Origin of the sequence: Ensifer sp. Root127, from assembly GCF_001425225.1 — a bacterium.
Classification (GTDB): Bacteria; Pseudomonadota; Alphaproteobacteria; order Rhizobiales; family Rhizobiaceae; genus Ensifer; species Ensifer canadensis.
In genome coordinates this window covers 45,893-70,013 of the sequence record NZ_LMDX01000011.1, presented here as the reverse complement: position 1 = coordinate 70,013, position 24,121 = coordinate 45,893, and the positions used below count along the sequence as shown (strand labels likewise).

General features: G+C 61.7%; 18 protein-coding genes. 8 read left to right on the top strand and 10 right to left on the bottom strand.

Annotated elements, in window-relative coordinates; genetic code table 11:
- Positions 1-362 precede the first annotated feature (362 nt).
- The 6 genes from glp to ASD03_RS13365 are packed head-to-tail and all read right to left on the bottom strand — an operon-like array spanning position 363 to position 6,191.
- Positions 363-1,574, bottom strand: coding sequence for a gephyrin-like molybdotransferase Glp (glp, locus tag ASD03_RS13390; protein WP_057209404.1), 1,212 nt, complete (start codon positions 1,572-1,574; stop codon positions 363-365).
- Between the two features lie 6 nt (positions 1,575-1,580).
- Complete coding sequence (moaC, locus tag ASD03_RS13385) at positions 1,581-2,069, bottom strand: cyclic pyranopterin monophosphate synthase MoaC (RefSeq protein WP_025426997.1); 489 nt, start codon at positions 2,067-2,069, stop codon at positions 1,581-1,583.
- The gene (gene trpC, locus ASD03_RS13380) at positions 2,069-2,884 is read right to left on the bottom strand and encodes an indole-3-glycerol phosphate synthase TrpC (RefSeq protein WP_025426998.1); all 816 of its coding nucleotides are present in this window, start codon (positions 2,882-2,884) and stop codon (positions 2,069-2,071) included. The genes moaC and trpC overlap by 1 nt, the downstream gene beginning before the upstream one ends.
- Before the next feature lie 31 nt (positions 2,885-2,915).
- On the bottom strand, positions 2,916-3,929 hold the full coding sequence (gene trpD / locus ASD03_RS13375; protein ID WP_025426999.1) for an anthranilate phosphoribosyltransferase: 1,014 nt from the start codon (positions 3,927-3,929) through the stop codon (positions 2,916-2,918).
- A 19-nt stretch (positions 3,930-3,948) separates the two neighbouring features.
- A complete protein-coding gene (locus tag ASD03_RS13370) occupies positions 3,949-5,841 on the bottom strand; it encodes a peptidylprolyl isomerase (protein ID WP_057214167.1) in 1,893 nt (630 codons plus the stop codon).
- Positions 5,842-5,894: 53 nt separating this feature from the next.
- Complete coding sequence (locus ASD03_RS13365; protein WP_057209401.1) at positions 5,895-6,191, bottom strand: hypothetical protein; 297 nt, start codon at positions 6,189-6,191, stop codon at positions 5,895-5,897.
- A 23-nt stretch (positions 6,192-6,214) separates the two neighbouring features.
- Between ASD03_RS13365 and ASD03_RS13360 the strand changes: the two genes are divergently transcribed.
- Positions 6,215-7,861 (top strand): Na/Pi cotransporter family protein, encoded by a 1,647-nt coding sequence (locus tag ASD03_RS13360; RefSeq protein ID WP_025427002.1) that lies wholly within the window; start codon positions 6,215-6,217, stop codon positions 7,859-7,861.
- A 3-nt stretch (positions 7,862-7,864) separates the two neighbouring features.
- Here ASD03_RS13360 and ASD03_RS13355 read toward each other — a convergent pair whose 3' ends face one another.
- Complete coding sequence (locus ASD03_RS13355) at positions 7,865-9,628, bottom strand: hypothetical protein (RefSeq protein WP_025427003.1); 1,764 nt, start codon at positions 9,626-9,628, stop codon at positions 7,865-7,867.
- Positions 9,629-9,833: 205 nt separating this feature from the next.
- Between ASD03_RS13355 and glmU the strand changes: the two genes are divergently transcribed.
- The 4 genes from glmU to ASD03_RS13335 all read left to right on the top strand — a co-directional run bounded on the left by glmU (position 9,834) and on the right by ASD03_RS13335 (position 14,385).
- Positions 9,834-11,204: a bifunctional UDP-N-acetylglucosamine diphosphorylase/glucosamine-1-phosphate N-acetyltransferase GlmU gene (gene glmU, locus ASD03_RS13350; RefSeq protein ID WP_025427004.1), complete on the top strand. Its 1,371-nt coding sequence runs from the start codon at positions 9,834-9,836 to the stop codon at positions 11,202-11,204.
- 146 nt (positions 11,205-11,350) lie between these two features.
- Positions 11,351-13,177 (top strand): glutamine--fructose-6-phosphate transaminase (isomerizing), encoded by a 1,827-nt coding sequence (gene glmS / locus ASD03_RS13345; protein ID WP_025427005.1) that lies wholly within the window; start codon positions 11,351-11,353, stop codon positions 13,175-13,177.
- Complete coding sequence (locus ASD03_RS13340; protein ID WP_025427006.1) at positions 13,177-13,674, top strand: N-acetyltransferase; 498 nt, start codon at positions 13,177-13,179, stop codon at positions 13,672-13,674. The genes glmS and ASD03_RS13340 overlap by 1 nt, the downstream gene beginning before the upstream one ends.
- Before the next feature lie 18 nt (positions 13,675-13,692).
- On the top strand, positions 13,693-14,385 hold the full coding sequence (locus ASD03_RS13335; protein WP_025427007.1) for a DUF502 domain-containing protein: 693 nt from the start codon (positions 13,693-13,695) through the stop codon (positions 14,383-14,385).
- A gap of 4 nt (positions 14,386-14,389) precedes the next feature.
- On the opposite strand, the gene recG is transcribed toward ASD03_RS13335, so the two are convergent.
- Positions 14,390-16,495 carry an ATP-dependent DNA helicase RecG gene (gene recG, locus ASD03_RS13330; RefSeq protein WP_025427008.1) on the bottom strand — a complete coding sequence of 702 codons (2,106 nt, stop codon included), beginning with the start codon at positions 16,493-16,495 and terminating at the stop codon, positions 14,390-14,392.
- A 117-nt stretch (positions 16,496-16,612) separates the two neighbouring features.
- Here recG and ASD03_RS13325 point away from each other — a divergent pair, with 117 nt between their 5' ends.
- A complete protein-coding gene (locus ASD03_RS13325; RefSeq protein WP_025427009.1) occupies positions 16,613-16,918 on the top strand; it encodes a succinate dehydrogenase assembly factor 2 in 306 nt (101 codons plus the stop codon).
- Between the two features lie 4 nt (positions 16,919-16,922).
- Positions 16,923-20,432, top strand: coding sequence for a transcription-repair coupling factor (gene mfd / locus ASD03_RS13320; protein WP_057209398.1), 3,510 nt, complete (start codon positions 16,923-16,925; stop codon positions 20,430-20,432).
- A gap of 97 nt (positions 20,433-20,529) precedes the next feature.
- Here the strand turns inward: mfd and ASD03_RS13315 are convergent, their stop codons facing one another.
- Positions 20,530-21,186, bottom strand: a complete 657-nt coding sequence (locus ASD03_RS13315) for a DsbA family oxidoreductase (protein ID WP_025427011.1) — start codon at positions 21,184-21,186, stop codon at positions 20,530-20,532.
- A 194-nt stretch (positions 21,187-21,380) separates the two neighbouring features.
- Complete coding sequence (locus tag ASD03_RS13310) at positions 21,381-23,195, bottom strand: extracellular solute-binding protein (RefSeq protein ID WP_025427012.1); 1,815 nt, start codon at positions 23,193-23,195, stop codon at positions 21,381-21,383.
- 271 nt (positions 23,196-23,466) lie between these two features.
- Here ASD03_RS13310 and ASD03_RS13305 point away from each other — a divergent pair, with 271 nt between their 5' ends.
- A complete protein-coding gene (locus ASD03_RS13305; RefSeq protein ID WP_057209395.1) occupies positions 23,467-24,096 on the top strand; it encodes an invasion associated locus B family protein in 630 nt (209 codons plus the stop codon).
- The last annotated feature ends 25 nt before the right edge of the window (positions 24,097-24,121 follow it).

Genomic DNA, 24,121 nt, shown 5'->3' with positions numbered 1-24,121 from the left:
TAGCACTTTGAATTGCGTCATGTTTTATCCTTAAATCGAATACGATTTAGGAAACATGCAGTAGGCGTCGCTGATCGCCCCCTCTGCCACCGTCGCAGCAGCAACGATGATCGTTCCGGAAAGCAAATAACCGTAGAAAAGCAAAAGGTCGGGCAATACCCGACCTTTCCCTCAAATCATCACGGCGCCTGCTAGTACATCCGTAGTCATCCGCCTTGAGCGATGATTGAATGATCCTGTTATTAATGGGTCTCCATGTCGGGCATATGACAATGGAACAGCAAATATTCTTTGTTTCTGCTGACGCCGGGTCCGGTCGACCAAAAGGGGTGCCTGTTTTATCCCGATGATTTCGCCGGAAGCTATCTGAGCCGGACGATTTCGCAGGGTGTACCGGCGGGCGCCTCTTCAGCGTTCGGCGCGCGAACGATCAGACAATCGGACTGCGCGAACACCTTCATCATCGACGAGTCCTGCCGCGGGAAGGGGTGGGCGACGAGCGAACCGTCCGCATCGCTCGAAAGCCGTGCACGCACATAATCCTGGCGCTTGTCGTTGGCAGGCAGCGGCGAGGCGAGGCAGGCCGTCGTCAGCCGATCTCTATCAGGTAGTCTCGCCAGTTTGCGGACCAGCGGCTCAAGGAACAAGAGTGCACAGACGAGGCTCGATACAGGATTGCCAGGCAGGCCGAGCACCGCCATGTCGCCGAGCTGTCCGACCATGAGTGGTTTTCCGGGCCGCATGGCGATCCGCCAGAAATCGAGCGTCATCCCGCTCGCAAGCAATGTCGACTGCACAAGGTCATGATCGCCGACCGAGGCGCCACCGAGCGTCACGAGCACATCGGCTCTCGCTGCCCTTGCACGCTCGACGGCCGCCGAGATCGCCTGGCGGTTGTCCGGGACGATGCCGAGGTCGAGGATGTCGGCACCGTTGTCACGCGCAATGGCAGCAACACCGAATGTGTTGGAGGCAATGATCTGGTCAGCACCGGGTATGCTTCCGGGTGTCAGCAGTTCATCGCCGGTTGCAAGGATCGCGACCGTCGGTTTCTTGAACACTGGCAGCACCGCATGGTTCATGCCGGCGGCGACCGTCAGGCGACCGGCATCCAGAACGTCTCCCGCGCGCAGCACCGTTTCGCCGGCTGCAAAATCCTGGCCGGAAAGTCTGATATGCCGCCCTTTGCCCGGCGCGAACGAGGTGCGGATCTTGTTGTCGGCAAGCCGTTCGGTGTCTTCTTGGATGATGACGGTATCGGCGCCCGCGGGAAGCGGGGCTCCGGTAAAGATGCGGACAGCCTGCCCGGACTTTACCTCGCCATCGAAGCCATGCCCGGCCGCGGACTGGCCGATGACCGTAAGTTCGGCACCGATGGCGTGGACATCCTCATGGCGAACCGCATAGCCATCCATCGCTGAATTGTCGAAGGCGGGATGGGTGACGCGTGCAGTTACATCTTGCGCCAGCACACGGTCGAGGCCTTCATGCAGGCTCACATGTTCGATTGCGTGGCGGGGTCTGGCGCTGCCGAGGATCCTGTTGAGCGCGTCTTCAACGGAAAGCAACGACATCGTCGGTCAGTCTCCCTGGCGCCGATAATCGCCGGAGCGTCCACCGGATTTGCTGACGAGCTGGATGCCGCCGATTTCCATTTCTCGATCCGCAGCCTTCGCCATGTCGTAGATCGTCAGGCAGGCGATGCTGACGGCCGTCAGCGCTTCCATCTCGACGCCGGTCTTGCCGGTCAGTTTGGCAAGCGCTTCGACCCGCAAGCCCGGCAATGCTGGATCGGGTGTGATGTCGACCGACACCTTGGTCAGCATCAACGGATGACAAAGGGGGATCAGATTCGACGTCTGCTTGGCGGCCATGATGCCGGCCAGCCGCGCCGTACCGATAACGTCGCCCTTCTTGGCATCGCCCTCCAGGATCAGCGCAAGTGTCTCCGGACGCATGCGGACATGACCCTCCGCAGTGGCGATGCGGACGGTTTCGGTCTTGGCGCCGACGTCGACCATGTTCGCTTCGCCGCTGTTGTCGAGATGCGTGAGTGTGGTCTTGCCCATCACTCGGCCGCCAGCACGCTTTCGGAGCCGGTGAGGAGCACACGTGTTGCCGTCTCGACATCGCTCTTGCGCATCAGGCTCTCGCCGACCAGGAAAGTGGTGATGCCGCTCCTTTCCAGACGCTGGCAATCGTCATGGGTAAAGATACCGCTCTCGCCGACGAGCAGCCGATCAGACGGAACCATCGACGCCAGTTGCTCGGATACGGCGAGATCGACGTCGAATGTTCTCAGGTTGCGATTGTTGATGCCAACAAGTGGCGAGGCAAGCTTGAGCGCCCGCTCCATCTCTTCAGCGTCATGCACTTCGATCAGTACATCCATTCCGAGAGAAAAGGCAGAATCTTCCAGACGCCGGGCATCGTCGTCGCTGAGCGATGCCATGATCAGCAGGATGCAGTCTGCACCCCAGGCGCGGGCCTCGAACACTTGGTAGGTGTCGAACATGAAGTCCTTGCGCAAAGCCGGAAGCACGCAGGCTGCGCGGGCCGCCTCAAGAAACGCCGGCGCGCCCTGGAAGCTCGGTCCATCCGTCAGCACGGAAAGACAGGCCGCACCGCCGGCCTCGTAGGCCTTGGCCAGCGCCGGTGGATCGAAGTCGGGTCGAATCAGGCCTTTCGACGGGCTCGCCTTCTTGATCTCGGCGATCAGGCCGAAGCGGCCTTGCTGTTGGCGCGCTGCCAACGCCGCATGGAAACCGCGCGGAGCGGATTGATCGGCGATGCGAGCCTTCAGCTCATCGATTGACGTTTGCGATTTGGCCGCAGCGATCTCGTCGCGCTTGTAGGCTTCGATCTTGCGCAGGATATCGGTCATGGCGCGGTTCCTTGTCTCAAGCAGCGTTGTCTCAGGCAGCGTTCGAAACGCTGATCAGGCGCTGCAGTGCCGCCTTGGCGCCACCGCTGGAAAGCGACTGGCGGGCGAGCGTCATGCCCTGACCAAGATCTGCGGCCTTGCCGGCAATCATCAGCGATGCAGCCGCATTGGCAAGCGAAATGTCCCGGTAGGCGTTTTCTGCACCGTCGAGGACGGCCAAGAGCGCAACGGCATTGTGTGCGCCATCGCCGCCCTTCAGGGCGTCGAGGGTGACCGTTGGCAGGCCGAAATCTTCAGGCGTCAAGGTGAAAGCGGTGATCTTGCCGTTATCGAGAGCGGCGACCTGCGTCGTGCCGGTCGTCGTGATCTCGTCGAGGCCTTCGCCATGCACGACCCAGACATTCTCGGAGCCGAGGTCGCGCAATACTTCCGCCAGCGGCTGGACCCACTGCGGTGCGTAGACGCCGACAAGTTGCCGCTTGACGCCGGCAGGATTGGATAGCGGGCCGAGCAGGTTGAAGATCGTGCGTGTGCCGAGCTCGACACGCGTCGGGCCGACGTGGCGCATGGCGGAATGGTGCTGCTGGGCGAACATGAAGCCGACACCGGCTTCCCTGATGCAGCGTGAAATCGCCTCGGGGCCGATATCGAGCTTGACGCCGAGGCAGGACAGGGCATCGGCCGTGCCGGACTTGGAGCTCAGCGCACGGTTGCCATGCTTGGCGACCGGGACACCCGCGCCCGCAACGATCAGCGAGGCGAGTGTCGAGATATTGTAGGTACCGGCGCCATCACCGCCGGTCCCGACGATGTCGACAGCATCGGCCGGCGCGTCGACGGGGAGCATGCGGCCGCGCATGGCGGCAACGGCGCCGACGATCTCGTCGACAGTTTCGCCACGGACGCGCAGGGCCATCAGGAAGCCGCCGATCTGCGATGGCGTGGCCGCACCCGACATGATGATCTCGAAAGCCGCTCGTGCGTCTTCGCGGTTGAGAGCCTCGCCGGCGGCGACTTTGGCGACGAACGGTTTCAGATCACTCATCGGTTGCTTTCCTTGCCGCTTATCTCTGTGCCAAAGCCGTTTCGGCAAGCGTCTGATTGATCGAAACACCGTAGGCCGACTGCAGGGTCGATACCATTTGGTCGAGAATGTCGTCGCCGCTGGCACGGGCCATGGCCTGGATCTGATGGCTGTCGTCTTCCAGGGCATCGGTCGGGCCGTTGTTCTCGATCGAGGTGACCCGCAGCAGGATCTGACCATCGCCACCGATACCGGCGGCATTGGCGACGTGGCCGTCCGGGCCGCTGAAGGCAGCAGCGACGGCGGCCGGGCTCAGCGCCGCATCAGACGTCGACCGGGTCAATCCCGTCTTTGTTTCGACGGCAAGGCCAAGCTCGGTTGCGATATCGGCGAGCGTCGCGCCTTTTTCGATCCGCTGCTTCAGTTCGGTCGCCTTGGTGGCGAGAGCCGTGCGCTGCTGTTCTGCAGTCCAGTCTGCGGCGACTTCGTCACGTGCTTCGTCGAGCGTGCGGTCGCGAGCCGGAACCACTTCGTCGAGGTCGAACCAGACGTAGCCGTCGCGGCCGATGTTAACAGGCAGGGTTTCTCCGCCTACTTCAGCCTTGAAGGCGTCCGGCAGCAGAGCCTTCGGCTCCGGCAGGCCGGCGACTTCATCGCCATTCATGTCCTTGCCGGTCGCATCGATGCCGTCGACGGTCGCGACCTTCAGCTTGAGCAGTTCGGCGATGTCCTTGAGCGAAGCACCGGTCGCGCGCTCGTCCTCGATCTTGTCATGAAGGCCGATGATCTCGTTCTGCGCGTTGGAGAGGGCAATCTCCTTGCGGAGTTCTTCCTTGACCTCGTCGAAGCTGCGAACCGTCTCCGGGCGGATGTTCGTCACGCGCAGGATCACCGGTCCGAAGGCACCATCGATAACGGGCGACGTGCCGCCATCGGCAGCAATCGCAAACGCGGCTTCGCCGATCTTTGCGTCCGGAGCGCTTGCGGTGGTGAAGTCACCCAGCAGAACGTCGGCAGACGTCTTGCCTTCGGCTTTCACGATGTCGTCGTAGGACGTGCCGGCTGCGAGCTTGGCTGCCGCGGCGTCTGCCGCCTCACGCGAGGAGAAGGCGAGCTGTTCGATCGTGCGCGTCGCCTCGGTGCGGAAGCTGTCCTTGCGCTTGTCGTAGTCGGCACGAACGTCCGCATCGACCACCGCCGTCGCATCGGCAAGATCCTCGGGTGCAAGCTTCAGGTAGGTGATCTTGCGGTATTCCGGCGCGCGGTAGTTTGCCTTGCGGCTGTCGTACCAGGGGGCGAGAACGTCGTCGCCCGGTGCCTTTACCGGATCGATGTTGGCGTTCGACAGCAGGACGTAGTCGATCGAGCGCTTTTCGTGGCGATAGGAGCCGATCGCGTCGCTCAGCACCTTTGGCGCGATATAACCGTCAGACAGGGCATCGACGATCTGCGAGCGCACGGCGACCTGGCTGCGGTTGTTGATGTAATCCTGTTCGCGAAGGCCGGCATTGCGCAGCACGCTCGAGAACGTCAGGCGGTCGAACTGACCGTTGACGCTGTGGAAAGCCGGGTCTTCGGCGATGAGCTTGGCCAGCCGGTCTTCCGAAAGGCCAAGGTTCATATCGCCGGCTAGCTGATCGAGGGCAGCACCCGCGACGAGCTGGGAATAAACCTGCTGCTCGATGCCGAATGCCTTGGCCTGCTGCGGCGTCAGGCGCGTGCCGAGCTGGCGGGAAACGAGCGCAAGTTGGCGCTCGTAGGCGAGCCGGAAGTCCGGAGCCTTGACCTTGACGTCACCGACGACGACCACGGCATCCGACTGGTTCGCGATCATCGATGTCGATGCGCCCCACACCATGAAAGACAGCACGAGAATGACGAGCAGGCCTTTGACGACCCAGGTCTGGGCGGCTTTTCTCAGGAATTCGAGCATGGGGCAGAAACCTCGTTGCAGTGCGGTGGCTGTGAGCCAAACGAGTTCGTTCCTTAAAACAAACGAAACAGGAAATGAAGGGCGCAATGCCGCAAATTGCGCGCCAGCCGAAGATCGCGGGCAATCATGTGATTCGCAGGGACTTCGGGCCGCTGACGAATTTGAGAGCCGAGATCGCTGTCTGCGACGTCGATGGCCATCGACGGGAAGACGTTGCTGACAAAACGGATGTCGGATTTATTAGCCGGCAACAGAAATTTGACCGAAAAAACGACGAATTTGCCGGTGTTGGATTGAGATCGAAAACACTTAGGAACTATGGTTGCGCGTATCGGGGCGAGGCGATTCATGCGGCCCTGCGGAAAGACATGCCATGCAATCGACAATCGTGATGGTCAACCTGTTCGGAGCGGTAGCACTGCTGCTGTTCGGCCTTTCCCTGGTCAAGGAAGGGGTCACGCGCGCCTTCGGGGCGAAGCTGCGGGCTGGCCTCGCACAGGGAACGAGCGGCCCGACCCGATCGTTCCTGACCGGTCTCGTCGCCACGATTGCTCTGCAAAGCTCGACTGCGACGGCATTGATGACCTCATCCTTCGTGGAAAAGGGGCTCATTCGCTCGCGCATGGCGCAGATCGTGTTGCTTGGCGCCAATGTCGGCACGGCGATCACCGCCTGGATCGTCGCCACCGGCATCGAATGGCTGTCGCCGATGATCATTCTGGTGGGCGTCGTGCTGCATCGCGTCAGCCGCTCGAACGCCCGGCAGGGTCTTGGTGCGGCCTTTGTCGGGATTGGCCTGATGTTGCTGTCGCTGCATCTGCTTGGCCTGGCGACCGAGCCGATGCGCGAATCCGAGGCGCTGGCCGCGTTTCTCGGCATGCTCGATAGCGCCTGGCCTGTGGCATTGATCATCTCCGCGGGCCTTGCCTTCGCCTCGTCCTCCAGCCTTGCCGTGGTGATGCTGGTGCTTTCCCTTTCTACGGCCGGCATTCTCTCCGTCGGCTTGACGGTTGCGCTGGTGCTCGGCGCCAATCTTGGCGGGGCGATCCCGCCTGTCATGGCGACGCTGTCTTCGGCGCCGTCAGCACGACGGGTCACGCTCGGCAATCTCGTGGTCCGCGCCATCGGATGTCTGATCGCGCTGCCTCTGACCGGTGTCAGCGTCGAGCTCTTGCAAAGCCTGCCTTTGCCGAAGCAGAACCTGCCGGTGGACATCCACCTGGCATTCAATCTAGCCGTGGCGATCCTTGCCTGGCCGTTTGCCGGCCTGCTGTCGCGGCTGATGATCCGCTTCATCCCCGATAACGAAACGGACGAAACCGGGCCGCGCTACCTCGACGAGAACGTGCTCCATACGCCGGTCATGGCGCTTTCAGGCGCGACGCGTGAAGTGCTGCGGGTCGGCGACCTGATCGAGATGATGCTGATCCGCGCCCAGACCGCCTTCAACAACAACGATCTGTCCGAGATCCGCGATGTCGGCAAGTTCGAAAAGCAGGTCGATCTGCTGCAGCAGGAAGTGAAGATTTTCCTATCGCGCCTGGGGCGCGATGGCCTGAGCCCGGAAGATGGCCGCCGCTCGATCGTTATCATCGACTACGCCATCAACCTCGAGCATATGGGCGATATCATCGAGAAGGGGCTCTGTGAGCAAATCGGCAAGAAGGTCAACAACGGCCTGAAATTCTCCGAGGACGGCTATCAGGAGCTGAAGAGCCTCTTCAACCTGACGATCGACAATCTCAGGGTTGCTCAGACCATTTTCGTCACCCGCAACGCCGATCTCGCCCGGCAATTGATCGAGGTAAAGGTCAATGTCCGCCACATGGAGAAGCGGTCGGCCGAACGGCATATCGAGCGGCTGCGGGACGGACTGCTGGAAAGTCTTCAGACTAGCTCGCTGCATCTCGACATGCTGCGTGATTTGAAGCGCATCAACGCCCATATAGCCTCGGTCGCCTATCCCATCCTGGAGGAAAGCGGGCTTCTGACCGAGAGCAGACTGAGGCCGCAGGCGTGATCGTTATGAACCGGCGGCCGTTTCGCCGGGGCGCAGGCCGTTGCGGACGAATGCGTCGTAGCATGGCGTCAGCGTGATGCGCGTGTGGCCAGCCTCGAGGCTCGGCAGGTAGAGCGACAGCAGCGTCCTGTTGACGTTTGTGCTCGGGCAGGTCGGCACGAGTGCGATGTCCACGGCAGCGACTGCCGCGCGCACCTCCAAGTCCGGTGGCGGGATTGCGCGGAACGGATCTGCGCCGATGGCGACGCGTTTCGGCGCGTGGCGATCCATCAGCCACGGAAACGGATTGGCGAAATCGATATTGAGGATCGTGTCGAAGCGAACGCCATTGGCGTGCTCATAGGTACGCAATGCATCGATGGCATCATCGACATTCGTCAGCCAGCCGGTCTGGAAGTCGAAATCGCTGTAAAGCAGGAATGACGGCAATTCGCCCATGTCGGCCAGTGCCTCAAAGGCGCCTGGCTCGGCAAGATAGGTGTCTCGCATCCGTTCGGCCCGCAGCGAGAGGATCGGGCGGACATTGACAGCCCCCATGGTTTTCAGATTGCGGCTCTCGATCCGGATATTGTTGACGGCGCCGATCCACGCGCGCGCGCTCTTCTGGACGACAGTTGTCATAGGTGGCAGCGCCGCCGCGATGGCGAGGATAAAAACCGCAATGGTCTGCCGCCTGGATGAGCCATTCGCGACACAATCGAGTGTGATCTTGAGAAGCAGCGGGTAGAGGAAGATGAAGGCCTGGCTGCCGGTGTTCTGGCTCTCAAACAGGATGCCGGCAACGACAAAGGCACCGAGCCACAAGAAATTCTGATCGAAGACTTTGCGAATGGCAGCGATCGAAGGCCGTCGGCAAGCGTCCCGCATTGACATGGAATAGGCCGGCAACGCGGAAAAGAAGAGGGCGAGGCAGAGAATGCCTGCGGGCAGAAGCAGTCCGGCGTTGAGCGATGCAGCCTGAAGCAGGCGCGCCAACAGGATCCCGTCATTGACGTCGACCAAAGCCAGAATGTCGGCGACATAGGCCGATACCGCGCCGAGCGACAGTTCGATAGCGGCAAGAATGCCGAAGAAGATCAGGGCCGCGGTGACCGCCGAGCGCAGGCCGAGCCGTCCGGCCGCGAATGCCATCAAGCACAGGATGACACCGGCGATTGCGCCGGTGATCTTCACGAAAAAAAGTGCGATCATCGCTCCCGCGGCAACAACAGCGAGGGTACGTGGATTGCGGACATAGATCAGCGCCGCTGCGAGCACGTAAAGCAGTTGGCAGACCTGACGGTTGTAGATGCCGAAGCCGTCGGATCCCGGATAGGGGTAGAAGTCGCCGGTGTTGAACGGGAGAATGGAAAAGAGAAGGAACGGCAACAGGATGGTGTAGGCCAGCGCGCGCGAACGCTTTTGGATGTCGAGCACCACCAGGCCGATCAATGGCCCGGTGACGATGAGAAGGCACCAGCTGGCCAGCAGCAAGGGATGGCCGTTCGGGAAAACCGACAGCAAGATTGCAAAGAGATAGTAGCCGAGCGCCCCGACCGGTGCGAAGAAGTCGACCGAGGGGATCTGCGCGTCAGCAAGGCGATTGGCGGCGTCGAGATAAAGATAATGATCCCAGAACATCGGGCCGATCGGCTGCGGGATCGTGACCGTGAGAAGCAGCGACAGGAGGATGAGCGCCAGAACGAGCGCTGCAAGCGGCGACCGGATTGCAGCCCGAGCAATGTTGAACGGCTTTGCCGCTGCGTCGAGATCGGTGCTGGCATGCATTACTGCTTCTCTCCCCGGGGGAGCGAGGCACGCGCATGGGTTGCCGAGGCAGGCTCCGCTTCTCCTTATGCCATCATCGGGTTTTAAGCGGGTTAACGTGACGTGATTGTGTGAATTATGCTTCCCGCAATATGTTGCTGATAGGAAGGGGCCGAATCGGGCGACCGGATCTGGTTCTCAAGAAAAAGACCAAGGAGATCATTGGATGGAACGGAGTTGCCTGGCGATTGTTCTGGCTGCGGGTGAAAGCACGCGGATGAAATCGTCGATGTCGAAGGTGCTGCATCCGGTGGCCGGCCGGCCGATGATCGCCCATGTGGTTGCCGCCCTGTCGAGTGCATCGATCTCCGACGTCGCTCTCGTCGTCGGGCGCGACGCCGAAACTGTTTCAGGTGCTGCCGGCATCGACGGCGTATCGATCGCTTCGTTCCTGCAAAAGGAGCGGCTCGGAACGGGACATGCGGTTTTGGCGGCGCGCGAGGCGATATCAAAGGGGTTTGATGACATCCTGGTGGTTTTTGGCGATACGCCGCTGATCACGCCTGAGCCTCTCAAGGCGGCGCGCGACGGCCTGGCCGCCGGCAACGATGTGGTGGTCATCGGCTTTGAGGCCGCCGATCCTTCGGGCTATGGCCGGCTGATCGTCGAGGACGGCGCGCTGATCGCGATCCGCGAGCACAAGGACGCAACCGAAGAAGAACGCCGCATCACCTATTGCAATGGCGGCCTGATGGCGATCGATGGGCACAAGGCGCTCGATCTGCTCGATCGTATTGGCAATGCCAACGTCAAGGGCGAGTACTACCTGACCGACCTCGTCGAGATCGTGCGGGCGATCGGCGGCCGCGCCATCGCCGTCGAGGCGCCAGAGGAAGAGCTGACCGGCTGCAACACCCGGGCGGAACTCGCCTATATCGAGCGGCTCTGGCAGCAGCGCCGCCGGCATGAGCTGATGCTGTCCGGTGTGTCGATGATCGCGCCGGAGACCGTTTTCCTCGCCTGGGACACGGAACTGCAGCAGGACGTGCTGATCGAGCCGAATGTCGTGTTTGGCCCGGGCGTTCGCGTCGAGAGCGGCGCCATCATCCATGCGTTCTCGCATATCGAGGGAGCGACGGTGCGCGCCGGCGCAACGGTCGGACCCTATGCACGTCTGCGCCCCGGGGCTGATCTCGGCGAAAAGTCGAAGGTCGGCAATTTCTGCGAGGTCAAGAAGGCGGAAATCGGCGCCGGCGCCAAGGTCAACCATCTGACCTATATCGGCGATGCCTTCGTCGGGGCCGGGTCCAACATCGGTGCAGGCACGATCACCTGCAATTATGATGGCGTGAACAAGCACGAGACCCGCATCGGCGAGAATGCCTTCGTCGGCTCGAATTCCTCGCTGGTTGCACCGGTGACGATCGGTGACGGAGCGCTGGTTGCTTCCGGCAGTGTCATCACCGAGGATGTGCCGGCCGATGCCGTGGCCTTCGGCCGCGCACGACAGGAGATCAAGCCGGGCAGGGCGCGTATCCTGCGCGAACGCTACGAGGCACAGAAGGCCGCGAAAAAGGCGGCCAAGGCAGCCGAGTAGGTTCGCGTTAAATACTGAAACCGAAAGTGAAATCGGGGGCGGATTGCCTCGTCCGGCAAATGCGTTACCAAGGCAACGCTCCGGGCGGGACTTCCGCGCTGTCGATTGGGGCGTCGAAACGGCGCGGGACGAATTTGGAGACGACTATGTGCGGAATTGTTGGCATCGTTGGAAACCAGCCGGTCTCGGAGCGACTTGTCGATGCGTTGAAGCGCCTGGAGTACCGTGGCTACGATTCGGCCGGCGTTGCGACCATCAATGCCGGTACGCTTGAGCGCCGCCGGGCGGAAGGCAAGCTGGTCAATCTGGAGGCCCGGCTGCGCGAGGAGCCGCTGGCCGGCATGATCGGCATCGCCCACACCCGCTGGGCGACGCACGGCGCCCCGACCGAGCGCAATGCCCATCCGCATTTCACCGATGGCGTTGCCGTGGTCCACAACGGCATCATCGAGAACTTCTCCGAGCTGAAGGACGAACTGATCGCCGACGGTGCGACATTCGAGACGCAGACCGACACGGAAGTCGTGGCGCATCTTCTGGCAAAGTTCCGTCGCGACGGCCTCGGCCGGCGTGAAGCCATGCATGCGATGCTAAAGCGTGTAACAGGTGCCTATGCGCTTGCCATTCTGTTTCAGGACGACCCGTCTACCATCATGGCGGCCCGCAACGGCCCGCCGCTGGCGATCGGCCACGGCAAGGGCGAGATGTTCCTGGGTTCCGACGCCATCGCGCTCTCGCCGTTTACCAATGAGATCACCTATCTGATCGATGGCGACTGGGCCGTGATCGGCGCCAACGGCGCCCATATCTTCGATCTCGCCGGCAATGCCGTCGACCGCCCGCGGCAGGTCTCGATGGCTGCCGCCTACATGATCGACAAGGGCAACCACCGGCACTTCATGGAAAAGGAAATCTATGAGCAGCCGGAGGTGATCTCGCATGCGCTCGGCCACTATATCGATTTTGCCGCAAACCGGGTGAAGGCCACAACGGCTTCAATCGATTTTGCCGGTGTACCAAGTTTGGCGATCTCCGCCTGTGGCACCGCCTATCTCGCCGGCCTCGTCGGCAAATACTGGTTCGAGCGTTACGCCCGCCTGCCGGTCGAAATCGACGTCGCCTCCGAGTTCCGCTACCGGGAAATCCCGCTGTCGCCGCAGTCGGCCGCGCTGTTCATCTCGCAGTCCGGCGAAACCGCCGATACGTTGGCATCGCTTCGGTACTGCAAGGACCATGGCCTGACGATCGGCGCGGTCGTCAACACCCGCGAATCGACCATTGCGCGCGAATCCGATGCCGTGTTCCCGATCCTGGCCGGTCCTGAGATCGGTGTTGCCTCGACCAAGGCCTTTACCTGCCAGCTGGCGGTGCTCGCCGCCCTTTCGATCGGCGCCGGCCGCGCCCGTGGCACTGTCTCGGCCGATGAAGAACAGACACTCGTTCGCCACCTCGCGGAAATGCCGCGCATCATGGGCCAGGTGCTGAACGCCATCCAGCCAAAGATCGAGATGCTGTCGCGCGAACTGTCGAAGTGCCGCGACGTGCTCTATCTCGGTCGCGGCACCAGCTTCCCGCTGGCGATGGAAGGCGCGCTGAAGCTCAAGGAAATCTCCTATATCCACGCCGAGGGGTATGCCGCCGGTGAATTGAAGCATGGTCCGATCGCGCTCATCGACGAAAACATGCCTGTTATCGTCATCGCCCCGCACGACCGCTTCTATGAAAAGACCGTGTCGAACATGCAGGAGGTGGCAGCCCGCGGTGGACGCATCATCCTGATCACCGACGAAAAGGGGGCGGCCGCCTCGAAGCTCGAGACGATGGCGACGATCGTTCTGCCGAATGTCGACGAGATCATTGCGCCGATGATCTTCTCGCTGCCGATCCAGCTGCTCGCCTATCACACGGCCGTGTTCATGGGCACCGACGTCGACCAGCCGCGCAACCTGGCAAAATCGGTGACGGTCGAATGATCATCATACGGCCGGAGCGAGCGGGCGACGAACAGGCGATCCACGACGTGACGGCCGCCGCATTCGAGGGGCACCCGCACAGCGACCAGAGCGAACCCTTCATCATCGAACGCCTTCGGGGCGAGGGCGCGTTGATGCTCTCGCTCGTCGCCGAAGAGGAAGGTCAGATCGTCGGCCACGTTGCCTTCTCGCCGGTGACCCTTACGCCGCCGGCAGCAGGCTGGTTTGGGCTTGGCCCGGTGGCCGTCATGCGGGAGCGCCAGGCAAACGGGATTGGCAGTCGGCTCATCCGCGAAGGGCTAGCGATGCTTGCCGCTGACGGCGCCTTGGGCTGTGTGGTCGTGGGCGATCCCGACTATTACCAAAAGTTCAGATTCCGACACGAATCTTCACTTGTATTCCCAGGTTGTGCGCCGCAATACTTCATGGCGCTGGCCTTCTCCGGCGCGGTACCGACAGGTACGGTTGCCTATCATCCGGCTTTCGGCACTGAGTGAGGTTTAAACGGAAGAGGCATGGGCGAAAATTCGAAGAGCGGCTATATTGCGACCCGGTTGCGGAACTATTTCCTGACGGGGCTGATTATCTGCGCGCCGCTGGCCATCACCGTCTGGTTGGTGCGCACCTTCATCGAGTGGGCCGATGGATGGGTGAAGCCCTACCTGCCGAATTTCTATAATCCGGATACCTATTCGCCTGTGGCTATTCCCGGATTCGGGCTTCTGGTCGCACTCATCGTCATCACCTTGGTGGGCTTCCTCACAGCCAATCTGGTCGGTCGCTCGATCGTTGCCTTCGGCGAATCGCTCGTCAGCCGGACGCCGCTCGTTCGCACCATCTACAAGTCGTTGAAGCAGATCTTCCAGACGGTGCTGCAGGAGCAGTCGTCCTCGTTCAAGAAGGCGGGCTTGATCGAATATCCGAGCCCCGGCCTCTGGTCGCTGGTCTTCATCGCCACGGATGTCAAAGGCGAAGTCGCCGCCAAATTCTCCGAGCGTGGCATGGATATGGTGACCGTGTTCCTGCCACCGACACCGATCCCGACCGCTGGCTTCCTTTTGTTCGTACCCCGCGACAAGATCATTCCGCTTGAAATGAGCGCCGAGGATGCGGCCAAGCTCTTGATTTCTGGCGGTCTCGTCGCACCGGACTACAAGCCGCTCGCCAACGCTCCACCGCTCCAGATCGCCCAGCAGAAGAGCGCCTGAGGCTTCAGCCGGCGCGCAGGAAGCGGATCGCTTCGTCGCGGCGGTGGAGATAGAGCAGGGTTCGAAGCGCCTCCCCACGGGGCGATGTAAGATCAGGATCCCGCTCGATCAGATAGGCCGCGTCCTTGCGGGCGATTTCGAGCAGATCGCCATGCGCTTCGAGGCTGGCGATACGAAAGCCGGGCGTGCCGGATTGGCGCGTTCCCAGCAGTTCGCCTTCGCCGCGCAGCTTCAGATCTTCCTCGGCGATCAGAAAGCCATCTTCGCTGTCGCGCAGGATCGAAAGCCTTGCCCGGCCGGTTTCACCCAGCGGGCTCTTGTAGAGCAGGATACAGGTCGATGCTTCGTCGCCACGGCCGACGCGGCCGCGCAACTGATGCAATTGCGCCAGGCCGAAGCGTTCCGCATGTTCAATCACCATGATGGTGGCATCCGGCACGTCGACGCCGACTTCAACGACGGTCGTGGCCACGAGCAGGCGGATTTCACCGTTCTTGAAGGCGAGCATGACGGTGTCTTTTTCCGCGCCGTTCATCCGGCCGTGCACGAGACCGACATCCCGGCCGAAGCGCTTGGAGAGACCCTGATAACGTTCATCCGCTGACATGACGTCGATCGCTTCGGATTCTTCGACGAGTGGGCAGATCCAATAGGCTTTCTTGCCCTCCTTGAGGGCTGCAGCGAGGCGGTCGACGATCTCGTCGGTCCGCTCGGTCGGGATGGTAACCGTCTGAATGGGTTTTCGACCCGCCGGCTTCTCCGTCAGCTTGGAGACATCCATGTCGCCGAAGGCCGCTAGCACCAACGTGCGGGGGATCGGCGTGGCCGTCATCACCAGCATATGGGGTGAGATGCCTTTGGCGGTCAGGCGCAGGCGCTGGTGGACGCCGAAGCGGTGCTGTTCGTCGACGACCGCAAGCGTCAGCCGGTCGTAGTTGACCGTATCCTGGAACAGGGCGTGTGTGCCGACCACGATCCGCGTCTCGCCGGAGGCAATGCGCTCCAGGATCGCGTCGCGCTCCTTGCCTTTGGTGCGTCCCGTCAGAACATCCATCGTAATGCCTGCGGGTGCAGCCATTTTCGACAGCGTCGCGAAATGCTGCCGGGCGAGGATTTCCGTCGGAGCCATCAACACGGCCTGGCCGCCCGATTCGACCGCCGCCAGCATCGCCATCAGTGCAACCATGGTCTTGCCGGAGCCGACGTCGCCCTGCAGCAGCCGCAACATCCGGTCGTTTCCGGCCATGTCCTTGAGGATATCGTCAATCGCAGTCGATTGGCTCGTGGTCAGCGAGAAGGGCAGTGCGGCGGTGACAGGGCCTGACAGCTTGCCTGTCGCATGCACCGGCGTCCCGGTAACCTTGCGCAGGCGCTGGCGAACAAGGGCCAGGGAGAGTTGGCCGGCCAGGAATTCGTCATAGGCGAGCCGTCGGCGCGCCGGCGCCTGCGGGTCGATATCGGTGGCGTCGCGAGGTTCATGCAGAGCGCGGAAGCTGTCGGCGGCACTTTGAAAGCCCTGCTTGTCCGCAAGCGCACCGTCGATCCACTCGGGCATGTCAGGCACGCGGGCGACGGCCGCCTCGATCGACTTGCGCAAGATGCGGGCGGAGAGACCGGCCGTCAGGCCATAAACCGGTTCGACCAGCGGCAGGTTGTCCGCCTCGCTGGCCTTTACCATATAGTCCGGGTGAACCATCGACGGCCGCCCATTGAACCAGTCGACCTTGCCGCTGACAATCACGGTTTCGTCGACCGGCAGCGATTTTTCCAGCCAGTTGCCTTTGACGCGGAAAAAGGTGAGCGCCAGTTCACCGGTGTCGTCATGCAGGAAGATACGGTAGGGCAGGTTTTGCTTGCCCGGCGGTGGAGGCTGATGGCGATCGACGCGGCCGGTGATCGTGACGACGACGCCTTGCGGCGCATTGGCGATTCCTGGCTGCTGCCGTCGATCGATCAGCGAATGCGGCGCATGGAAAACCAGGTCGACGACGCGGCAGTCTTCGATGCTTTCGCGGCCGAGAAGTCGGGCATATAGCTCGCCGATCTTCGGGCCGATGCCGGGTAGGGTGTTGAGCGGTGAAAAGAGCGGGTCGAGCAGGGCAGGGCGCATGGCAATGAAATTGCGACGACAATTCGGGGTTTTGCAAGGCTGACAATCATCTATTCAGCGTTTATAGAGCCCAATGACGACAAACCGTACCTCCGCGGACGGCAGGAAGGAATCTCCATGACTGGCATTTCACGCACCAGCGCCGATCTCGATCCGCGTCGCCGCCGGATCCTGTTTCGTGCCTGGCATCGCGGCATACGCGAAATGGACCTGATCCTCGGGCAGTTTGCAGAAGCCGAGCTTTCCGCCTTGTCCGACATTGAACTGGACGAGCTTGAGATCATCATGGGCGAGGAAGACAACGATCTCGTTAGGTGGATCATCGGCGAAAAGCCGGTGCCCGAACGCTACCAGACGCCGATGTTTACGCGCATCGCGGCCTACCGCCCCAATTTCGAGCGGCTCCCCGAAGAGATGAAGTAGATCGATGCTGGCTGGCCTTGACCCGAAGAAGATTGTCGCCGCGACCCGTGAAGTCACGATTGGCCCGGTTCCATCCGGCGCCGAAGCGCTGGTGCTTGCCGATCTGGCCCGCGCCGGTGCGCCGATCGCCTACATTCTTTCCGATGGCCAGCGCATAGCCGACCTGGAGCAGGTCCTCGGGTTCGTTGCCCCCGATATACCGGTCCTGACCCTGCCTGGGTGGGACTGCCTTCCCTATGACCGGGTATCTCCGAGTGCCGATACCTCGGCGCGCAGGCTTGCGGCCCTCAGCGCTCTGATCGCCCACCGCAAGAAGCCGCATGCGGCGATCGTGCTGGTGACGGTCAATGCCGCGCTGCAGAAGATTTCGCCGCAGGATGTGATCGAAAGCCTCGCTTTCTCCGCGCGTCCCGGCAACCAGGTGCGCATGGACGATGTCGCGGCGCGTCTGGAACGCAACGGCTTCGAGCGCGTGGCGACCGTTCGCGAAGTCGGCGAATATGCCGTGCGCGGCGGCATTCTCGACGTCTTCGTTCCCGGCAGTGGCGATCCGCTGCGGCTCGATTTCTTCGGCGACACGCTCGAAACCATCCGCTCCTTCGATCCGGCCAGCCAGCGCACGACCGGCCAGGTCCGCTCCCTCGACCTCAACCCGATGAGCGAGGTGTCGCTGACGCCGGAAACCATCAGCCATTTCCGCAAGCAATATCTGTCGCTCTTCGGTGCCACGACCCGCGATGATGCGCTCTACCAGGCCGTTTCCGAGGGGCGTCGTTACGCCGGCATGGAGCATTGGCTGCCGCTCTTCTACGATCGCCTCGAGACCGTCTTCGATTATCTCGAAGGCTTTCGCATCGTCACCGACCATGTGGCGCGGGAAGCCGCAGCCGAACGGTCGAAGCTCATTCTCGACTACTACGATGCCCGCCACACGGCAGCGTCGCCGGGCAGGTCGCTGGCCACTCAGGGCACGCCCTACAAGCCGGTGCCGCCTGAGTTCCTCTATCTGAACGCGGAAGGATTTACGGCGGCGCTAGTCGAGCGCAGCGCCGTCCGGCTCACGCCCTTCAACGAGCAGGAAGGCGAGGTCCGCCAGGTCGTCACCGTCGATGCGCGGCAAGGTGCGCGCTGGGCAAAGAGCGCCGGCGAAGGCGAGGCGGAGAGCGATCGCGTCAACGTCTTCGACCAGGCGGTGAAATACATCGCTGAGAAGCGCTCCAAAGGCTTCAAGGTCGTCGTATCAGGCTGGAGCGAGGGGTCTCTCGACCGCCTGCTGCAGGTTCTCGTGGAACATGGCCTTGGCAATATTCGCCAGATCAAGGCGCTGGCCGACGTCAACACGCTGAAGTCAGGCGAAGCCGCAGCGGCGGTCCTCAGCCTTGAAGCGGGTTTTGAAACGGGTGATCTCGTTGTTATCGGCGAGCAGGACATTCTCGGCGATCGCATGGTCCGCCGCTCCAAGCGGCGCAAGCGCGGTGCCGACTTCATTGCCGAGGTCGCGGGCCTTGATGAAGGCAGCTACGTGGTGCACGCCGAACACGGTATCGGCCGTTTCGTCGGACTGCGCACGATCGAAGCGGTCGGCGCGCCGCACGATTGCCTCGAACTCGTCTATGCCGACAACGCCAAGCTCTTTCTCCCGGTCGAAAACATCGAGCTCCTGTCCCGCTACGGGTCCGAAGGGACCGATGCGATTCTCGACAAGCTCGGTGGCGTCGCTTGGCAGGCTCGCAAGGCGAAGCTCAAGAAGCGTCTGCTCGATATGGCGGGCGGTCTCATCCGCATCGCCGCCGAGCGCCACACCCGGCATGCGCACGTGCTGGTGGCCCAGGATGGAGCCTATGACGAATTCGTCGCGCGCTTCCCCTATGACGAAACCGAGGACCAGCTGAGTTCGATCGATGCCGTGCGCGAGGATCTTGGCAGCGGGCGGCCGATGGACCGCCTTGTCTGCGGCGACGTCGGCTTTGGCAAGACGGAGGTTGCGCTGCGGGCGGCCTTCATCGCGGCAATGAATGGGGTTCAAGTTGCTGTCGTCGTGCCGACGACGCTGCTTGCGCGGCAGCATTTCAAGACATTCACCGAACGTTTTCGCGGCCTGCCGATCCGCATCCAGCAGGCGTCGCGCCTTGTTGGCTCCAAGGAACTGGCGCTGACCAAGAAGGAAGTAGCTGATGGCAAGACCGATGTCGTGGTCGGCACCCATGCCCTGCTCGGAACGACGGTCAATTTCGCCAACCTTGGCTTGCTGATCATCGACGAGGAGCAGCATTTCGGCGTCAAGCACAAGGAACGGCTGAAGGAGCTGAAGTCGGACGTGCATGTGCTGACGCTGTCGGCGACACCGATCCCGCGCACGCTGCAACTGGCATTGACCGGGGTGCGCGAACTGTCGCTCATTACCACGGCGCCTGTCGACCGCATGGCGGTGCGCACCTTCATTTCGCCGTTCGACGCGCTGGTGATCCGTGAGACCTTGATGCGCGAGCATTATCGCGGCGGCCAGAGCTTCTATGTCTGCCCACGCCTCAGCGATCTCTCGGAGATCCATGACTTCCTGAAATCCGATGTACCGGACCTGAAGGTCGCCGTCGCCCACGGCCAGATGCCGGCAACCGAACTCGAAGACATCATGAACGCCTTCTATGAAGGGCAGTATGACGTTCTGCTGTCGACGACCATCGTCGAATCCGGCCTCGATGTGCCAACGGCCAATACCTTGATCGTGCATCGTGCCGACATGTTCGGCCTGGCGCAGCTCTACCAGCTTCGCGGCCGCGTCGGTCGTTCGAAGGTGCGCGCCTTCGCGCTGTTCACGCTACCGGTCAACAAGACGCTGACGGCAACGGCCGAGCGGCGGTTGAAGGTGTTGCAGTCGCTGGACACGCTCGGCGCCGGCTTCCAGCTGGCAAGCCACGACCTCGACATTCGCGGCGCCGGCAACCTGCTCGGCGAAGAACAGTCCGGCCATATCAAGGAAGTTGGCTTCGAACTCTATCAGCAGATGCTCGAGGAAGCGGTCGCTGAGCTCAAGGGTGAGGAAGAGGTCCACGATACCGGCTGGTCGCCGCAAATCTCTGTTGGCACGCCGGTGATGATCCCGGAACATTATGTGCCGGATCTGCATCTGCGGCTTGGCCTTTACCGCCGCCTTGGCGAGCTGACGGACCTCAAGGAGATCGACGGTTTCGGCGCGGAGATGATCGACCGCTTCGGCCCGCTGCCGATCGAGGTGCAGCACCTCCTGAAGATCGTCTATATCAAGTCGCTCTGCCGCACGGCCAATGTCGAAAAGCTCGATGCCGGCCCGAAGGGCGTCGTCGTGCAGCTCCGCAACAAGGAATTCCCGAACCCGGCAGCGCTGGTCGGCTACATCGCCAAGCAGGGCACGCTGGCGAAGATCAGGCCGGATCACAGCATCTTCTTCCAGCGCGAGCTGGTTACGCCGGAAAAGCGCCTCTCGGGCGCGGCGATGGTGATGACGCAGCTCGCAGGGTTGGCGAAACAGGTTTAATCGCCTTCGCGCCGCTGTTCCTTTGGCGGCGCGAGAGGACTTGCCATTGCTTTAGCTTTTCTGCGTACTTCCTTGAATCGCTTCCGATTTAAGGGAATCAAGCGGTAGCCTTCATCTGCGCGATTTCGCGAAGCGCGTTGCTGAGCACTTCGACCGATTGCGCACCCATGACGGCATATTGCCCGTCGAGGATGAAGCAGGGGACGCCGGTGACGCCCATCTCGCGTGCCATGCCGATCTCTTCTTTGACTGCATCCTTGTCGGCATCCGAGTTGAGGAGCGCTGCGATAACGGGCCGGTCGAGGCCGGCCTCAGCGGCGATATCGAGCAGAACAGCCTGATCGCCGACATTGCGGCCGTCCTCGAAGTTCGCCTTGAAGAGCAGGCTGACGACGGCCGATTGCGCCACTTCGCCATTGGTCGCCGCCCAGCGAATGAGCCGGTGCGCGTCGAGCGTATTGGGGCTGATCTTCACCGCATCGAAATCGAAGGCGATGCCATCGGCATTGCCGAGTGCTTTCAACGTCTCATGCGCCTTGTCGACCGCTGCCTGGCCACCGAGCTTGGCGGCAAGATGCTGCTTGTGATCGACGCCTTCAGGCGGAAGGTCGGGATTGAGCTGATAGGGACGCCACTGCACTGCGACCTGCAACTCCGAGGCGACATCGGCGATCGCCTGGTCGAGCCTAGCCTTGCCGAGATAGCACCACGGGCAGACGACGTCGGAGACGATATCGATGCTGACGGTTTGCATGATGTGAGATGCCTTTCCTCTTGGACAAAGCTGCGAGATAAGCCGGTTCCATCGGGCTTTCAATGCGTTCCTGCTGCATGTTTTATCCTTAAATCGCATTCGATTTAAGGATAAAACATGCAGCAATTCAAAGTGCCGCAGCGACCCTGGCGCGTCTGAGAAGACGCGCGGCGCTGTAGAGGGAAGCGACCCTTTTATTGGGCGTTCGCGTCCCACCAGGCGGGCAACTGGTAGCCATAGAGCGGCACGGTGGCCGGCCGGGCAATATGCTTGCGCCGTGCAACCCACTGGGCATCCAAGTGGTAGAGCGGCACGAGGTAGGAATTGTTGACCAGCAACCTGTCATGGGCACGAACGGCCGCGGTGAAATCTTCTGTCGTTCTGGCCTGCAGGATGTTCTCGACCATCCGGTCGACGTCCTTGTCGGCAACGCCGGCAAAGTTGTCGCTTCCTTGGCGATCGCGCGACTGCGAGGTCCAGCGCCCCACCTGCTCGATGCCCGGCGAGAGCGTGGACGGGAAGGACTTGATAATGACGTCGTAGTCGAACGACTGGCTGCGTTGCTGATACTGCGAATCGTCGACCGTGCGCACGGAGGCCTTGATGCCGAGCGGCGCCAGGAAGCGCTGGTAGGCAAGGGCGATCTTCTCCTGGCCGGCATTCTGGCTCATGATTTCGAAGGCAAGCGGTGCGCCCTTGGCGTCGACCATCTTGCCGTCCTTGATCTGATAGCCGGCCTCGCGCAGCAGCGAGACGGCAACGCGCAGCACATTGCGGTCGCGGCCGGAGGCATCCGTCACCGGCAGGCGGTAGGTGCCGTCGAGGATCGCCGGGTTGATCTGTTCGCGCGCATCGCCGATCAGCCCGAGTTCGCGGTCATCGGCTGCCGCGCCTAGGAACGAAAGCGTCGAGTTCTGCCAGTAGCTCTGGGTGCGGGTGTATGCGCTGTCGAACAGGTTCTTGTTGACCCACTCGAAGTCGAAGACGAGCGCCAAGCCTTGGCGGAGCTTGAGGTTGTCGAACATCGGCTTGCGGGTGTTGAAGACGATGCCCAGCATGCCCGAAGGCGTCTTCGGTGTGAACGTCTCCTTGACGACATCGCCAGAGCGCACGGCCGGAAAATCGTAGCCGCGCGCCCATTTTGTGGCGCTGCCTTCCGGGTAGATGTCGATTTCGCCCTTCTTGAAGGCTTCGAAGAGGGAATTTTCCTGCAGGAAATACTCGACGGAGATCTCGTCGTAATTGTCGAATCCGACCTTGGAAGGAAGGTTCTTGGCCCAATAATCCGGGTTGCGGCGATAGACGATCCGTTCGCCCGGCTTGACTTCAGCAACGCGATAGGGGCCCGAGCCAAGCGGGGCCTTGAGCGTTGTCTGGTCGAAGGTCGCCACATCGGTTGCATGTTTCGGCAGAACCGGAGAAAGCCCGAGCAGCAGCGGCAGCTCGCGGTCAGCATCTTCGGTGAAGGTGAAGCGGACGCTGAGGTCGCCGACCTTCTCTAGTTTCGCCACCTTCGCCATTCGGTTGCTGAAGGGAACGCGGCCCTTGTCGCGCATCAGTTCGAAGGTGAAGATGACATCATCAGCCGTTACGGGCTGCCCGTCCGCCCAGCGGGCATCCGGGTTGATGTTAAATTGAATGAACGTCCGGTCGTCGTCCCATTCCACCGTCTGGGCGAGCAAGCCGTACATCGTGAACGGCTCGTCGCGGGAGCGTTGCATCAGCGATTCGTAGACGAGATTGCCGTATTCTGGATCCCACATGCCGCGCGCTGTCGTGCGCATGCTCTTCAGGATGAAGGGATTGACGCTGTCGAAGGTCCCGACCACGCCGTAGGAAATCTTGCCGCCCTTCTTTACATCGGGGTTGACGTAGGGGAAACTTTTGAAGTCCGCGGGCAGGGCAGGCTCGCCGTGCATTGAGATGGCATGCACGGGAGCGGCCGTCGCGGCGCCACCGAATGCGGTTGCGGCCAGCAGGATGGCCAGACCGGAAAGAATTGTGCGCAACGTTATCTCCAGTGAAGTGGCATTAGGCCGATTCCCGGCACGTTACCAATGCCGGTCGACAATTCCAACCGAAGCTATACGCAAATTCCGGCGGGCAAGAGGTCAAAAAAAAGCAAGAAACACTGGATAAACCGCACGAGCCAATGTAACAGGTGTTTCCGGAAACGGGGTCATGCATTTGCCTTATTTGGCCAACAGGACAACGGCGGCTGACGATACTCACCTGCGGAACGAATTGTTCCGTTACCGGATTTCAGGAGACGGAATCACAATGATCTTCAAGTCGAACTTCACCAAACGTGCGGGACTGGCAACGCTGGCGCTTTCTGTAGCAGCTGCGGGCGTTCCGGGCGTTGCATCTGCCCAGCAGGCAGGTGGCAAGCCCCCGCAGGGTTGGTTCAAGGTCTGCACCAAGCAGGAAGACAACGATGTCTGCATCGTTCAGAATCTGCTGACAGCAAACAACGGTCAGCTCGTCACCGCAGTTGGCCTCATCACCGTAACCGGCAAGGTCAACCGCAAGGTCCTGCAGATTTCGGTGCCGTCAGCGCGACTGATCCCGACCGGCGTCCAGATGCAGATCGACGGCGGCAAGCCGGTGAAGCTCGACTACGCCATCTGCATGCCCGACAAGTGCGTGGCTGAAGCCCCGCTGTCCGACCAGCTGATCGCAAGCCTGAAGAAGGGCAACGAGGTGGTCTTCACCTCCGTCAACTTCCAGCGCGCACCGAACCCGATCAAGATGGGTCTCGAAGGCTTTACCGGCATTTTCGACGGCGAGCCGATCGAACAGTCGCAGCTCGAAGAGCGCCAGCGCCTGCTGCAGGAAGAAATGCAGAAGAAGGCTGAAGACGCGCGCAAGAAGCTTGAAGACGCCCAGAAGGCGGCCAAGCAGAACTAAGCGCTTCGGCCCACGCCAGGAATAA